This is a genomic window from Epilithonimonas lactis (genome assembly GCF_900110605.1).
Lineage (GTDB): Bacteria > Bacteroidota > Bacteroidia > Flavobacteriales > Weeksellaceae > Epilithonimonas > Epilithonimonas lactis.
This window is the reverse complement of sequence record NZ_FOFI01000005.1, coordinates 95457-111288: the sequence shown is the minus strand read 5'-3', so window position 1 is coordinate 111288 and position 15832 is coordinate 95457. Positions and strand designations below refer to the sequence as shown.

Here is a 15832-nt window from a genome sequence, read left to right as displayed (position 1 = left end):
GGTGGCTGAGCGTAGCCGAAGCCAACCCCGTCACTGCGAGTGATTCGACTTCAGTCGAATCGTATCGAGAAGTTTTGCCTACGTAACCCAGTTCTCGATACGCTTTGCTACTCGAACTGACGGTGCAATGTTATTTAAATTTAGAATACGAAAACTAGGAGCGTCGACTCCCGTCACTTCGAGTGATTCGACGTCAGTCGGATCGTATCGAGAAGTTTTTCCTACGTAACCCAATTCTCGATACGCTTCGCTACTCGAACTGACGGTAGATTTTTTTGTTTAACATCTTATGTTTGTCAAAATTAAAAACAAAAAGGATTTTAATGATGACCAAAGGCGGACTAGAAAGCGTTCGAATCCTGCTGTGTTATCTTTTTGTAAATCTTTAGGAATGGCGTGCTTCATTTAAATAAAATTAATTACTTTAGCGCCCCCGTTGTCTATTAACTAAAAATAATGGACTATTTCGGAATTAGAGATAATAAATAATCCATTATTAATGATTACTAAAGGTCAAATCGTCGAAATACCAGCAAGCTCCGTAATCTATGCAACCGATGAGGTGGTTTTCGATAATAAGAAAGATGAGCTCACTCGCAAAGTGGCCAAGAGAAATTATGGTCTTTTTGATGGCTTTTTGGTGGGTGAACATCAAGGTGTTGACCAATTCAAATTGGGTCAGCGCAAGGGCATCAATGTGGGTGGAAAGCAAGAACCTTTGTACGTCATCGGGATCAATGAAGAGACCAATCAGCTTTTTGTAGGCGCTGGTGAGAAGCATCCCGGTCTTTGGAGCGAAGTATTGTCATTCTCGCAGGCACAACTCAACCCAGGCAATCTTGATCTGGATTCTGAGAGAGCAGAGCAAGGCTTTGAGGTCAGTATCCATTCATCGGTCACAGATATTGATATGATCGCGACTCTTTATCTTTTCGATGGTATTTTATATCTCGAGTTCGAGGCGCCAGTTTCGATCGCCATTCAGGACCACCATCTGGAGATTTACTTCGATGACCATTCTACAGCAACTATTACAATTAATTAAATCATATCGCATGAAATTAAAATTTTCATTTTTTGCAAGCATTGTTTCGTTTGTCGCTTTTGCACAATCGGCGCCTTCGTATTATTCTGGTGTCAACTTCAATAAGACGAAGAACGAACTGAAAAATGACCTTGCTACCCTTATCACAAGCACTCACACGTCGACGATCAGTTATTCTGCAGGATTGGCCTCTCTTTTCAAAACGAGTGATGCGGATCCACAAAATCCATCCAACATGTTGTTGATCTACGGCTCGCAGAGTTCTGGAACGCACCAAAGAAGTAGACCGTACACGGGACAATGGAACCGTGAGCACGTCTATGCCAAATCCAAAGGAACGCCTAACTTGGGAGAATCAGGTCCAGGTTCTGATGGTCACCACTTGCGTCCTGCTGACAATACTTTGAACAGCACAAGAGGAAGTCTTCTTTTTGATGACGGCACCGGCGCAACAGCTTACAAAACAAGCCGTGGCGGATGGTACCCAGGTGACGAATGGAAAGGCGATGTCGCTAGGATCTTGATGTACATGTACGTAAGATACAACTCGAGATGTCTTCCATTGAACATCACGATGAATCCATCCACATATTCTCCTGATTTCCCGGATATCCTACTAAAATGGAATGTGGAAGATCCCGTTTCTGATTTCGAAAGACAAAGAAACAATGTGGTTTCAGGTATTCAACATAATAGAAACCCTTTCATCGACAATGCTTATTTAGCAACAGTGATCTGGGGTGGGCCAGCAGCTCAGAACACATGGCCAGATACCTTCAACGGTGGAACAACAACGGATACAGAAGCACCATCCACACCACTGAACCTTAGCATTTCTGGAAAAACTTCTTCTAGTATTTCATTAGCTTGGACAGCTTCTACAGATAATATCGGCGTAAGCGGTTACGATATCTATGTGAATGACAGTTTCAAAACGAATGTGAGCACCAACAGCGCAACAGTTTCAGGATTGAACGCTGCAACATTGTATTCTTTCTACGTGATCGCAAGAGATGTAGCAGGAAACAAGTCTGGAAATAGCATAACCGTACAAGGCACAACTGATAATGGCACTACGCCAGGAACAGGAACAACCTGTGGAACTGAGGATTTTGAAAGCCTACCAGCTGCCAATTCTTCATATGCCGAGAGAGAATGGTCCAACCAAGGGATTGTTTGGAATGCTACAAAAGCTAGAACTGACAAGCAGATCTACATCGACGGAGACAACAACAAAGCGATTTGTATCAGACAAGGTTCTTTGAAATCTTCTACAATCTCAGGTGGTATCGGATCACTGACTGTGAAAACTTATTTGCCTTTCGCCGACTCAAACGGAAATTATACCCTAAAAGTAAACGGTGAAGTAAAAGGTCAAATTCCTTACTCCAAAACAGCTGGCACTTTCACGATCAACGATATCAACGTGGAAGGAAATGTTGTGATCGAATTGGTAGACGAAACAAGCAACAACCGTGTTTCTTTTGATAACCTGTCTTGGACTTGCTACTCAAAATTGGCAACGGATGATGTCGCGTCTAAAAACCAAAAGCTTTCCATCTATCCAAACCCTGTGAAAAATCAAGAATTCTACATCAATGGAATCGATAAGAGTGAGACTGTAAAGATCTACAGCCTGAACGGACAATTGGTTCAGACTATCGATAAAGTGGAGAACAAAGGGAAAGTTAGCCTTCGTAAACTACCAAAAGGTATTTATTTGGTGAAAACTAAAAACCAATCTTCAAAGATCATCGTTGACTAATCTTTTAGAGACGATTAACTAATCTTAAAACCCCGGAAGTTTATGCTTCTGGGGTTTTTGTTTCTCAAGATTTTCGGGGCAGCTTTATCCGCCCTCCGTTCCCGCTTTTTTTTGCCTAAGCATTTCCAGCTGCAAAAAAGAGCTCCACTCAGGTCGGGCTGCGGGTTTCGGTTGCAAAATACACGTTTGGTGTAAATCAATGTTGATTCCTTCTATCGAAAATTCAAAAGGAATTTATTTTTGATTGGGCTTCGAGAGCCTCAGCTTGACAAGGTTTTAGGTGATTAAAGAACATTAATCTGATTCACTGTAAGTGATGGATAATGAATTTAAAAGGAATTTTATTTTTGATTGGGCTTCGAGAGCCTCAGCCTGACAGTATTGTAGATAATTAAAAAACCGAAGTGTTCAATGTGAGTAGCCGTATGTTAAATCTATGGTAATCATAACAAAAAAACAAAAGCCTAAGAATCTCTCAGGCTTTTTATTGTAAATATGACTTCGACTACGCTCAGCCAACAAATGACTTCTGTAGTTTCAGTAATATGTAATTATTTCAAAGTGAACTTCACTTTGGTTTTGATGTTATCGGAAGAATTCCCGATCAAAGCTTCAAAGTCTCCTGGCTCAGCCACCCAAGCATGCTTATCAGCATCGAAGAAACTCAAGGCTGCTTTGTCAATAGTGATGCTCACTTCTTTTTCCTCGCCAGGATTTAGGAATACTTTTTCAAAGCCTTTCAGCTCCTTGGTTGGTCTTGGAAGGGAAGATTTCAAGTCAGAGATATAAAGTTGGGCCACTTCGGCACCCGCTTTTTTTCCTGTATTTTTTACAGTGAATGTAAATGTGATCTTATCATCCTGACCAATCGTCGTTTTATCTGCCTTAGCTTTTCCAATCTCGAAAGTCGTATAACTCAAACCGTGACCAAAACTGAAAAGAGGTTTGATCTTCTTCGTGTCATGCCAACGGTAACCTACGAAGATGCCTTCGTTGTAGGTGATGTTGATCGGGTTTTTCTGGTCTTTGCCTTTGCCAGCAGCCAATTCCTCTTTGTTTCCAGGGTATTCACCAAGTTGGTGCGCGGAATTATCTTCCAACTTCACAGGGAAAGTGAATGGTAATTTTCCAGACGGATTCGCATCACCAGCCAAAACAGAAGCTAATGAATTTCCTGCCTCAGAACCAAGATACCAAGATTCTACAATCGCGGGCACCTCTTTGATCCAAGGCATTGCCACCGCATTTCCGGAAACCAGAACCACTGCTAGATTTTTATTCGCTTTAGCCAAAGCCGAGATCACATTATCTTGATTATAAGGCAATCCATAACTTGTTCTGTCAACGCCTTCAGCATCTTGATGATCTGCTTTATTCAGTCCGCCAACAAAGATCACGAAGTCAGATTTCTTAGCCAGCTCAACTGCTTCATTCAGAATGACTTCAGGAGCACGGTCGTCTTTCAGGTCCTGTCCGGATTTTACACCATTATATTCGCCGCCTGGGTCACCCACGTAACCTCTTGCGAAAGTTACTTCCGCTTCCTTACCAAATCGGCTTTTGATTCCGTCCAATGGCAAAGTTTCGTATTTCGCTTTCAGGGAAGACGATCCGCCACCAACGGTCATCATTTTGATGGCATTTTCTCCGATCACTGCGATGGTTTTCACTTTTGTAAGGTCGATTGGAAGAATATTATTTTGATTTTTCAATAATACAATTCCTTCTTCACCTACTTGTTTTGCCACCGCTCTGTGGTCTTCAGAAGCCACATTTCCGAACGGCTTGTTTTTGTTCATTGTGGTCTTGTAGGCTAGGTTCAAAAGTCGGGTCACTTTATCGTCCAATTCCTTGGTGCCCACTTTTCCGGATTTGATGAGGTCAAGATAAGGCTGAGCCAAATAGTAGTTGTCGTAAGCATTCTTGGTTCCGGCAGAAAGTCCATTGGTCCAGCTTCCGAATTCCAGGTCCAAGCCGTTTTTGATAGCCTGCTCTGTGTTATTGACTGCGCCCCAATCTGATACCACCACACCTTTGTAGTTCCATTCACCTTTGAGAATGTCATTCAGTAAATATTGATTTTGACTCGCATATTGTCCTTTGTACATGTCGTACGCACCCATGATCGTCCAAGAGTCACCTTCGGTCACCGCTGCCTTGAAAGGTGGAAGATAAAGTTCGTACAAAGCTCTGTCATCAACTGTGACATTGCTTGTGTGGCGGAACATTTCCTGATTGTTCAAAGCATAATGTTTTACAGAAGTGGCCACGCCATTGGATTGTACACCTTGGATGTAAGGAACGACCATTTTTGATGTTAAGAACGGATCTTCTCCCATGTATTCGAAGTTTCTTCCGTTAAGCGGCGTACGGTAGATGTTGACACCAGGTCCGAGTAGAATATCTTTTTTTCTGTACCTTGCTTCTTCACCCAAAGCTTTTCCGTAGTTCCAAGACATTTTCTTGTTCCATGTCGCAGATAGTGCGGTAAGAGCGGGGTAGGCCACGATTGAATCATTGGTCCATCCGGCCTGGTCCCATTCGTCCCATTTCACTTCGGCACGTACACCATGAGGACCATCTGTGGTCCAGAATTCTGGAATTCCCAATCTCGGGACACCTGCCGAACTGAACTTCGACTGTGCGTGGAGCATTCCCACTTTTTCCTCCAGGGTCATTCTGGAAAGCGCATCCTTCACTCTTTCGGCTACGGGTTTGGAATCGTCAAGGTAGGTCGGGATTGTTTTGGTTTGGGCTGTGGAAGCCGCATATGTCAGTGTTAAAAAACTAAGAAAGACAATTTTCTTTAACATAAAATTTATTTAGTGGTTGTTGACAAATGTAATAAAATCTTTATTATCCCACTATGAGAAAATAAAGATTTTTGAATTAAATCAATTATTTGCATGTTGTTTTGCTTTTACAAAAGTATGATTTGTTCATATTAAGTTCATTCTAAAAGCATAAAAAGAGACCTGAAATTACTCAGGTCTCTTTATTAAAAATATATCGATTTGAAGATTTGATCTAATGGCTCATTATTGAATGATCCTTACATTGTCTGGGTCGTTGATATCCAATTTGTCAATCAGCTTTTGAATGTTTTCCAGATCCTTTAAGACTTTCAAATACGATGCTCTGGCGTAATCTGCAAATGAGGCTGTTGTATTCATCTCATCCACGTTTTTAAAGACATTGATCTCGGGATTTGCAACCATGTCATCTTTGTAATTGTTGAGACACTCATTGATGGCTTTCCGCTTTCTTTTGCAAACAACTTTACTTTTCAGCTTTTGAAGCGAGCTGATCAGATATGGACTATCATTATAGGGATTGACAAAATCTGCATTTCCAGATTCTTCTTGGTAAACGTGATAAGTACTCTCGTTACTTGGCTTAATAAAATTTTTGTCGAAGATCATAGCGTTACAGATTTAGAATTATCAATCAATAATGAAGTTGGTTTGAATTTTCATTATCAATTTTAAGACCAATTTCTACTATACCTATTGGCCAAAATTCATTATCGAACATAAATCGCATCATAACACATCGCCACAAATGAAAATCATATCATAAATCAAGCTTTGTCCTACTAAAAGTCTCTACATTTGCTTCTTTAAAATTAAACAATGAAAATACTAGCATTTGGCGGAAGTAACGCCAAAGATTCGATCAATAAAACATTAGCTGGATTTGCAGCAAAACAATTTACAGGAGCAGAAGTGGAAGTCCTTGATCTTAATGATTTCGAGATGCCACTCTTCAGCACAGACAGAGAAAAGCACGAAGGAATTCCAACTGTAGCATTGAGATTTGCTGAGAAAGTGGATGCCGCAGACTTACTGATCATTTCTTTAGCCGAGCATAACAGCACTTATACCGTTGCTTTTAAGAATGTATTCGATTGGATTTCAAGAATCAAAGACCGCAAGCATTTTGGCGAAAAACCGGTTTTCCTTTTGGCAACTGCACCTGGTCCTGGAGGTGGTAAGAATGTGGTAGCAGCGTTTGAAGCGAGAGCACCTTTCAGCGGAGCCAATATTTTACAAAGCTTTACATTACCAAAATTCAAAGAGAGTTTTGATGCAGAACAGGGGATTGTGAATGCGGAGAAAAAGGCGGAGTTCGAAGAAAAATTATCTGTTGTTAAAAACTTTTTTGGATAAGATTTTGGAAATTGATATTAAGAATGCGTAACTTTGCCATCAAATAAGGACAATGAAAATTCAACAAGTTCATTTTGAGAAATATCCTAATTCTTGCCAAGAGAATTACATCAGCACCTCCGAACTTGTGGACTAAAATAACGGCCGATAATCTAAAAGATTGTCGGCTTTTTTATTTAAAAAATCTGAAGAAGTAAGTTTGAAATAAATCTAGTAAATTCTGATATTCTTTCAGGCCTCAAAAACCTGAAAGAGTTGATGAAGAGAGAAAAAAAGTCAAACAAGCCAAAGCGTGGCGACCGATTTATCAGCATTGGATTTCAATCCAATGAATAAGAATAAATGAAATTAAAAATCTAAAAATGAGCAATACCTATAAATCCGCCGGAGTCGATAAAGAAGAAGGCTACAAAACCGTAGATAAAATCAAATCTGCCGTTGCCGAAACCCACAACAAAAATGTTCTCAACAATCTTGGAAGCTTTGGCGCTTTCTATGAGATTGCTGGCTACAAAAATCCCGTATTGGTTTCCGGAACAGATGGCGTCGGAACCAAGCTGAAAATCGCGTTGGATACAAAACAATACGATTCTATCGGCATCGACTGTTTTGCAATGTGTGCAAACGATATTCTTTGCCACGGTGCAAAACCCTTGTTTTTCCTGGATTATCTAGCTTGCGGAAAACTCGATTCTGAGATTGCCGCTGAGATTGTTCTCGGAATGGTAAAAGCTTGTAAAGACAACAACTGTGCATTGATTGGTGGCGAAACTGCCGAAATGCCAGGAATGTACCAGCCAGGCGATTACGACGTTGCAGGATTCTGCGTCGGAATTGTGGAAAAAGACCAAATCATCGACGGTTCCAAAATCAGAGCAGGAAACAAAATCATTGTGATTCCAAGTTCTGGATTTCATTCCAATGGATTTTCACTGGTGAGAAAGATATTCCCGGATTTTGAAGAGCAATTTGAAGGAAAACCTTTGTACGAAACACTTTTGGTTCCTACGAGATTATATTATCAGGACATTCATAAAGTGTTGGAAGAAGCACCACTTTACGGCATCGCGCACATTACAGGAGGCGGATTGTACGAGAATGTCCCTAGAATCATCCCAGAAGGACTTTGCGCAACCATCGATGCTTCAAAAATCCAAATTCCAACCGTAATGCAGGAATTGGAAAAACGTGGCAATATCGCAAGAGAGGAGATGTTCGGAACGTTCAATATGGGTGTTGGAATGGTGCTCGTGACCGATGAAAATCACGTTGATAAAATCCTTGACCTTTTGGAAGATGCTTATGTAGTGGGCGAAATCACGGAAGGAAGCGAGAAAATAAAATTATCAATCTAGCAATTTAATAATGTACCAGTTTACCAATTTGTTCAATTGTTAAATTATTAAACTGATACATTGTTACATTTATAAATGAAAAACATCACCATTTTAATTTCAGGTTCAGGAACCAATCTTCAAAGGATTATCGATTGCATTGACAACGGAGAAATCCGAAATGCAAGAATCATCCAGGTCATTGCTGACAGAAAATGCTACGGACTGGAAAGAGCGCAGAAACATCAAATCCCGAATGAATTAATAAAACGCGGAAAAGACTTCGCTGAGAATCTTGAACAAGCTGTTCCTGAGAATACAGATTTGATTGTTTTGGCAGGTTTTCTATCTATTTTGAAGCCGGATTTCTGTGAAAAATGGGAAGGCAAAATCATTAATATTCATCCGGCATTATTACCAAAATTTGGTGGAAAAGGAATGTGGGGACATCACGTTCACAATGCGGTCATCGAAGCAGGCGAGAAAGAAAGTGGTGCAAGCGTTCATTATGTGACCTCAGGCATCGATGAAGGCGAGGTGATTTTGCAGGGAAAATTTGAGATTGATGAAACTGATACTGCGGAAAAAGTTGCGGAAAAAGTTCATCTTGTTGAATACAATATTTTTCCGAAAGCCATAGATATGGTTTTAAATAAATGATATTATTTAGTTAAAGTAAAAATTAGTAAAAATATTATAAATATCTATTATATAGTAATTTATAATATTTAATTTAAAAATAACTTTAATAAATTAAATATAAAATCTAAGTAAATAAAAAGTAAATCCGGAGGTGAAAGAACCGGTAAATCACAGTTTGGATAAAACTGTAAAAAGTAAAATTTGAAAGAGAAGGTATGAGTAAAAAGAGAGCACTTATCAGCGTATCTGATAAAAGCGGTTTGGTGGATTTCGCAAGATTTCTCGAAGAACAGAACTACGAATTGATTTCCACTGGCGGAACATTCAAACATTTGAAAGACGCCGGATTGAGCCCAATTCAAATCGATGAAGTCACAGATTTTCCAGAAATGCTGGACGGCAGAGTAAAAACTCTGCACCCGAAAGTTCACGGCGGATTGTTGGCGGTTCGTTCCAACGAGGAACATATGAAAACCGTTCAGGAGTACGAAATCGGACTGATTGATATGGTCATCGTGAATCTTTATCCGTTTTTCGAAAACGTGAACAAAGAAATTTCTCTTGACGAAAAAGTAGAATTCATCGACATTGGCGGACCTTCTATGTTGCGTTCTGCAGCTAAGAATTTTAACTCGGTTGTGGTTTTGACAGACGTGAATGACTACGAAATCATCAAAAATGAAATGTCAGAAAATGGCGATTCGACCATCGAAACGAGAAAAAAATTGGCTGGAAAAGTATTCAATCTAACTTCTGCTTACGATGCAGCAATTTCCAGAATGCTTTTAGATGAAGAATATCCAACTTATCTGAACGCCTCTTACAAAAAGGTTTCAGACTTACGTTACGGTGAAAATCCGCATCAATCTGCGGCTTATTACACTTCGACTTTCGAAAATGGTGCAATGAAAGATTTTGAAATTTTGGGAGGCAAAGAATTGTCTTTCAATAATTTGAGAGATATGGACTTGTGTTGGAAAGTGGTTAATGAGTTCAAGGATGAATTGGCTTGTTGTGCCGTAAAACACTCAACGCCTTGTGGTGTTGCGGTTGGAACTACAGCTTTGGAAACTTATACAAAAACATTCGAATGCGACCCAGTTTCCATCTTCGGTGGCATCATCGGAATGAATTATAAAGTTGATGCGGCAACGGCTGAGGAATTGAACAAAACGTTCCTCGAAATCGTGATGGCAACAGACTTTGACGAAGATGCTTTGGAAATCCTTAGAAAAAAGAAAAATCTTAGAATCATCAAAATCAAAAATCAGGTGACAGACAAACAAGCCTGGGTGAAAATCGATGGCGGAATGTTGGTTCAAAGCGCCGACGACCAATTCTCAGACGATATTAAATTAGTGACAGAAAGCGCTCCAACAGACGAACAAAGAAAAGCATTACTGTTCTCTCAAAGGGTGGTGAAATATGTAAAATCAAACGCAATCGTGGTTTCAAACGGCGTTCAAGCCATTGGAATAGGTGGTGGACAAGTGAATAGGATTTGGGCAACACAACAGGCGATTGAAAGAGCCAAAGAGAAATTCGATGGTGAGTTGGTTTTGGCTTCGGATGCATTTTTCCCTTTCCGAGATGTGGTGGATTTCTGCGCGCAGGAAGGCGTCAAGGCGATTATTCAGCCGGGTGGAAGTATGAGAGACAATGATTCTATTGAAGCGGCGAATGAGCATCAAATCCCAATGTTGTTTACGGGAATGAGGCATTTCTTGCATTGATATTATTTGGGCAGCTATTTCCGCCTTCCGCTCCCAATCTTTTTTGCAGACGATTTCACACTAAATAGAACTTTAATCCAAGCAAAAAAGGATTTCCGCTCAAGTCGGGCTGCAGATTCAACATAAATCAACGTTTTTACAAAATATAACCCTTTCAGAGTCTGACTTCGAAAGGGTTTTTTTTTAATAATTAATAAAAATTAGTCTGAAAAATTATCGTTCGTTTGATGGATTTAGAATTATGTTGAGATATTGATTTTCTTGTCAGTTAATTTTAAATTAATGATAAAATTTCGGCTAAAAATTCATCTTGAAATCGAAATAATATTTACTTTTGGGACAAATTCTGGATATGAGTATTTTCAATGATACAAAGCTCGCATTTGCCGATAAAACGGATGCTCAGCTGAGAAAAGCGTATTGGATGTTCAAGGCAATCGAACAGCCTACATTGACGAATATTGGCGTTTCACTGCTCAATTTTACTGTTAAGAACAATTTCCCGTTTGTGGACGGCATCGTGAAGCAAACTTTGTTCGAACAGTTTTGTGGTGGCGAAACCCGCGAGGAAAGTATGTCTGTCGTGAAACAGATGTTCAAACGTGGCGTTGGAAGCATTTTCGATTACTCCATTGAAGGGAAAGAAGAAGAGGAAGTTTTTGATGCGGTTTGCAAAGAAATCAAAGATATCATCAGATTTTCTGTTGGAAATCCAGCGATTCCGTTTATCGTTTTCAAACCGACGGCTTTTGGAAGAATCGATATTTATGAAGAAGTTGGGAAAGGCAAAGAACTCACCACCAGCCAAAAAGAAGAATGGAATAGAGTAGTGAAGCGTTTTGATGAAGTCTGCAAACTCTGTTTCGAGAACAACAAAAAAGTAATGGTGGACGCCGAAGAATCCTGGATGCAAGACGCGGCCGACCAACTTTGTGAGGAGATGATGGAAAAGTACAATCAGGAAAAACCCATCGTTTGGAACACCATTCAAATGTACAGAACCGGCCGTTTGGAATATATGAACGCACATCTTGAAAGAGCTAAAGAAAAAGGCTATTTCATTGGTTATAAGATTGTTCGTGGCGCTTATATGGAGAAGGAAAGAAAGCGCGCCGAGGAACAAAATTACCCAGACCCAATCCAACCAACCAAACAAGCTTCCGACGATAATTACAATGCAGGAATTGATTTTGTGATGGCGAATCTCGATAAAGTTTCAGCATTCTTTGGAACGCACAACGAGAAATCCTCCGAATTGGTGATGGATAAAATGCAAGCCAACAATCTGGAGCACAACAATCCGCACATCTATTTTGGACAGCTTTACGGGATGAGTGATAATATTACTTATTACTTGGCGGACAAACATTACAATGTTGCCAAATATCTACCTTATGGTCCTGTGAAAGATGTTGTTCCATACCTTACGAGAAGAGCGCAGGAAAATACGTCTGTTGCCGGACAAACCGGTCGGGAATTGGGACTAATTGATAAAGAATTGAAAAGAAGAAAATCGAAATAGAAAAATCCGCCTCACAGCGGATTTTTTTTATTAATTTGATTTTCTCTTGAAAATCCACTTTATTTTTGAATTTTCTGTGGGATAATTTTCAGTACACGATTTTCCTTCACAGAACGCGATTGACCAACCTGAAGGTAAGTTATAAAAATAGCCCCAACCAATTTCTTTAGTTAAGTTTTGCTTTATTTCTGAAGGAAGTTCTGAAATTTTTTTTCCAACATTTAATCCTTCTTTAATAATAAATCTACTATCAGTTGTTGCTAAATAAATTGTATCCCTATTTTTCAAAACTAAATCAAAATCTATAGAATTAATTTTGACAATCTTTGATTTTGACATTTGGCCACTAGAAATTAGTATAGACTTTTGTCCAAAAATGTTTATAGATAGGAAAATTAAAAGTATTAAATTGGCTTTCATTTTCGTTTATTCTTGACTTATTTGTTTTTCTCCACCTTCACAGCATGTCTCGCCAACAATTTCCAACCACTTTTAGTCTTAGACCAAACATATAAAATATCCAAATTCACTTCGCCTGGTTCTTTTCCAAGGTCTGCTGTTTTTCCGTACAAATGATTGCGAACTATCGCTGTTTTATCAACAATCTGGATGGATTGATTCGTGTTTTCTATGTTCAGGAAATTGGATTGTTTGCTGACCAACTTTTCTACAAATTCTTTCGCGTCATCAATGTGACCGTTGGAATGTCCGTAAGTAAGTTCCGGGAGAATTAGAGATTCTAAAGCGTTTTTGTCACGACTGAGCATCGCTAGTCTTAATTTTTCTGAGGCGTCGGCAACGGCTTGTTGGTCGCTGTTTTTCTGCGCAAACATTAGAGATACGGAAATAAAACTTAATGCGATTAATAATTTCTTGATCATAATTATAGTATTGATTTTCTATTTCAAAGATAATGAAGTTCAGTTAGGTTTTGGTTAGGTTTTCTGATTTTACCTTTCTGCGTTTGTAGATAAACCACACCAACAGCCCGTATATCAACAGTAAAAAAGGATATGTAAAGACATAAAGTAAAACATAGCCATGCTTTGTATGATCTTTTCCCAAGCTGAAATCAATAAGGTCATAGGAAAGAAAGTAAATGACGTAAAAGAGGATTGGAACAAGCAATATTCCCAGAATCATCACATACTTTTTCGGCTTCTTTTTTATCAATCTCAAATGGAGAACAAACATAGCCAAAAGTGCAATGGCAGAGATTCCAATAGGCTGAATGAATAGCAACACTTTCGAGATAAAAGATGTTTTCTCGCTGATTACAATTTTGAGGTCTTCTCTATTTTGTGGTGCGATGGTCCATTTCAAGGTGTTTTTATCTTCTTTTCCTTTCCCTAGATTGGACTCTTTGAACTCTAATTCATCACCGAATATCAATTTGACATCAATAGGTCCAAAAGATTTCCAAAATTTGGATGGTGCTAATGAATATTCCAATTCGTAGTTTGTGATAAATCCAAAGGTGTTGTAAGTCAATTCTGCATCATACTTGACCTCGATAATGTTGTCGCCCTGTTCCAAATCGGCAGCGAAGTACAGCAGGTCATTTTGGTTGACATACACTTTATGCGCGTCGTCATACTTCACAAATGTCTGGTTCCCACTTTTTTCGATGAATGGATAAGCTGTATTTCGGAGATCCAGCGGAATGATCTTGCTGATTTTATTATTGACCTTGATCTCCTTATTTTCATTGAGGTTGATCGCAATGAAGAGCAGTGGAAGTATTTGTTTTTGCTGGGAATTGATGATGTATCTGATCGTGTATGTTGCAAAATAGTGCCTATCCAAAGCGTTGTACTTCAGATTGATATCAATGGTTTCTCGCTTTACAGAGGCATTTTCTGAACCGAACAAAACAGAATGTTCAGAACCATCACTCCAAGGTTTTGCCATATTTCCAAACATCAGAAGCGGAAATAGAAGCAATAGCAACAATGTTTTTGTCATGGGTCAAGTTTTTATCAATAACTGAAATTTCATTATTGATTTCTAAATTAAGTAAAAATCACTTTCGCACCACAATTAAAATTGAAATATGTTTTCAACCGTAACCCAAAACTGTCTATCTTTAATCTATTAATTTTCAGACTTTGAATCCAATTCTTGATATTGTTCTCCGTTCGCTTGCCGTTTACTTTTTTATGGTCATTGCAGTGCGCGTTTTTGGTAAGAATCAATTGTCACAACTCAATGCTGGCGATGTGATTTTATTATTGTTGATTAGCAACGCGGTTCAGAATGCGATGGTTGGTCCTAATAATACGTTGATTGGCGGAATTGTGGCAGCCTCGGTTTTGTTTGTTGCAAATTTCATTGTCAAGAAATTCATCTTCAAAAGCAAGTTTGTGAAAGAATTGATAGAAGATCATCCTTATATTTTGGTCAAAGACGGAAAGGTGTTCACTGATGTTTTGAAAAAAGTCCAAATCTCGGAAGACGAATTGGAAGAATCCATCCACGAACACGGCATCGAGACAATTTCTGAAGTGAAGTTGGCGATTCTGGAAGTTGATGGCAATATCAGCGTGATGTCCGTTGATAAAGACAGTCACCAGACGCATTATTCCAGACATAAAACCAGGATTAAAAGAAAATTCAATCCTAGATGAAATGAACAATTCGTAAGTTAAATTAAAGTTGTAAAACACTTCGACTCCGCTCAGTGTGACAGATTTAACATTGTCAGTCTGAGCGGAGTCGAAGACTTTATAAAGGTTTTTATTTAAGCTAAAATAGTAATTCCTTTCTCAGCCAAATCATAAATCGTATTCTTTGCGCTGTCTGGTTTTACATTCACCGCTTTTGTTCCGTTGAAGTGGAGACAAGTGATAAATCCTGCATTGAAAGCGTCAATCGCGGTAAACTTCACGCAATAATCCAAAGCCAAACCAACAATCTCGACCAGTTGAATATCGTGATATTTCAGATAATCTTCCAATCCTGTTTTCACAAAATGATTGTTGTCCTGAAAACCGCTGTAGCTGTCGATTTCTATATTTTTTCCTTTTTGAATGATGTGCGTCACTTTGTCACGGTTCAAGTCCTTGTGAAACTCAGCTCCGAAAGTTCCTTGGATACAATGGTCTGGCCACATAAATTGTGCACCGCCGTTTAATGTAATGGTTTCGCCAACATTTTTTCCGTTGTTGGAGGCGAAGCTTTTGTGATTTGCCGGATGCCAATCTTGCGTCAGAATGATCTCGTCGTATTGATTGTCTTCCATCAGGCCATTGATGTACGGAATGATACTATTTGCTTCCGGAACCGCCAATGCGCCACCTTCGCAGAAATCATTTTGAACGTCAACTACTATTAATGCTTTTTTCATCTGTTAGAATATTGTCGGAAGTCGGATGTCCGAAGACCGAAGTTGGATAAATGTCGAAACCTATAGCCCCGATAGTAGCGGTTACCCCACAGCAAGCGTCGGGAAAAGCCTTGGCGCGAGGAGTAGTAGCGGATAGCGGGAAACAGCTCCATGTTAAAATAATATAACTGTTCGACGTAGTCAAATAGCTCCTAATTTTTTTAAAAGAGAAAAGTCAGATGCCGGCAGTTTTCAACACGAAGTTTTTTTTCGAATTGAAATCTTTCGTCATCTGAC

The 15832-nt window shown here is 39.3% G+C and carries 14 protein-coding genes; 8 read left to right on the top strand and 6 right to left on the bottom strand.

What is annotated here, in order from left to right:
- Positions 1-499 precede the first annotated feature (499 nt).
- Both BMW39_RS16355 and BMW39_RS16350 read left to right on the top strand, forming a co-directional pair.
- Positions 500-1045: a tRNA methyl transferase PRC-barrel domain-containing protein gene (locus BMW39_RS16355; protein ID WP_051880041.1), complete on the top strand. Its 546-nt coding sequence runs from the start codon at positions 500-502 to the stop codon at positions 1043-1045.
- A 10-nt stretch (positions 1046-1055) separates the two neighbouring features.
- Positions 1056-2810 carry an endonuclease gene (locus BMW39_RS16350; RefSeq protein WP_034978462.1) on the top strand — a complete coding sequence of 585 codons (1755 nt, stop codon included), beginning with the start codon at positions 1056-1058 and terminating at the stop codon, positions 2808-2810.
- A 551-nt stretch (positions 2811-3361) separates the two neighbouring features.
- Here BMW39_RS16350 and BMW39_RS16345 read toward each other — a convergent pair.
- Together BMW39_RS16345 and BMW39_RS16340 are read right to left on the bottom strand one after the other, a co-directional pair.
- The gene (locus BMW39_RS16345; protein WP_034978465.1) at positions 3362-5623 is read right to left on the bottom strand and encodes a glycoside hydrolase family 3 C-terminal domain-containing protein; all 2262 of its coding nucleotides are present in this window, start codon (positions 5621-5623) and stop codon (positions 3362-3364) included.
- A gap of 225 nt (positions 5624-5848) precedes the next feature.
- A complete protein-coding gene (locus BMW39_RS16340; protein WP_034978468.1) occupies positions 5849-6232 on the bottom strand; it encodes a hypothetical protein in 384 nt (127 codons plus the stop codon).
- Between the two features lie 210 nt (positions 6233-6442).
- Here BMW39_RS16340 and BMW39_RS16335 point away from each other — a divergent pair, with 210 nt between their 5' ends.
- From BMW39_RS16335 to BMW39_RS16315, 5 genes are all read left to right on the top strand, one after another.
- Complete coding sequence (locus BMW39_RS16335; RefSeq protein ID WP_034978470.1) at positions 6443-6979, top strand: NADPH-dependent FMN reductase; 537 nt, start codon at positions 6443-6445, stop codon at positions 6977-6979.
- A 362-nt stretch (positions 6980-7341) separates the two neighbouring features.
- Positions 7342-8334, top strand: coding sequence for a phosphoribosylformylglycinamidine cyclo-ligase (gene purM, locus BMW39_RS16330; RefSeq protein ID WP_034965419.1), 993 nt, complete (start codon positions 7342-7344; stop codon positions 8332-8334).
- A gap of 75 nt (positions 8335-8409) precedes the next feature.
- Positions 8410-8973 carry a phosphoribosylglycinamide formyltransferase gene (purN, locus tag BMW39_RS16325; protein WP_034978473.1) on the top strand — a complete coding sequence of 188 codons (564 nt, stop codon included), beginning with the start codon at positions 8410-8412 and terminating at the stop codon, positions 8971-8973.
- A 197-nt stretch (positions 8974-9170) separates the two neighbouring features.
- Positions 9171-10688, top strand: coding sequence for a bifunctional phosphoribosylaminoimidazolecarboxamide formyltransferase/IMP cyclohydrolase (gene purH / locus BMW39_RS16320; RefSeq protein ID WP_034978476.1), 1518 nt, complete (start codon positions 9171-9173; stop codon positions 10686-10688).
- A gap of 352 nt (positions 10689-11040) precedes the next feature.
- Positions 11041-12210, top strand: a complete 1170-nt coding sequence (locus BMW39_RS16315; protein ID WP_034978479.1) for a proline dehydrogenase family protein — start codon at positions 11041-11043, stop codon at positions 12208-12210.
- Between the two features lie 30 nt (positions 12211-12240).
- On the opposite strand, the gene BMW39_RS16310 is transcribed toward BMW39_RS16315, so the two are convergent.
- Genes BMW39_RS16310 through BMW39_RS16300 form a run of 3 tightly spaced genes read right to left on the bottom strand, consistent with a single transcriptional unit; the run spans position 12241 to position 14175 of the window.
- Complete coding sequence (locus BMW39_RS16310) at positions 12241-12630, bottom strand: hypothetical protein (protein ID WP_131474359.1); 390 nt, start codon at positions 12628-12630, stop codon at positions 12241-12243.
- A gap of 17 nt (positions 12631-12647) precedes the next feature.
- A complete protein-coding gene (locus tag BMW39_RS16305; RefSeq protein WP_051880042.1) occupies positions 12648-13091 on the bottom strand; it encodes a nuclear transport factor 2 family protein in 444 nt (147 codons plus the stop codon).
- 43 nt (positions 13092-13134) lie between these two features.
- A complete protein-coding gene (locus BMW39_RS16300) occupies positions 13135-14175 on the bottom strand; it encodes a hypothetical protein (RefSeq protein ID WP_034978485.1) in 1041 nt (346 codons plus the stop codon).
- 143 nt (positions 14176-14318) lie between these two features.
- On the opposite strand from BMW39_RS16300, the gene BMW39_RS16295 reads away from it, so the two are divergent.
- Complete coding sequence (locus tag BMW39_RS16295; protein ID WP_034978488.1) at positions 14319-14837, top strand: DUF421 domain-containing protein; 519 nt, start codon at positions 14319-14321, stop codon at positions 14835-14837.
- Positions 14838-14950: 113 nt separating this feature from the next.
- Here the strand turns inward: BMW39_RS16295 and pncA are convergent, their stop codons facing one another.
- Positions 14951-15556, bottom strand: coding sequence for a bifunctional nicotinamidase/pyrazinamidase (pncA, locus tag BMW39_RS16290; protein WP_034978491.1), 606 nt, complete (start codon positions 15554-15556; stop codon positions 14951-14953).
- Between the last annotated feature and the right edge of the window lie 276 nt (positions 15557-15832).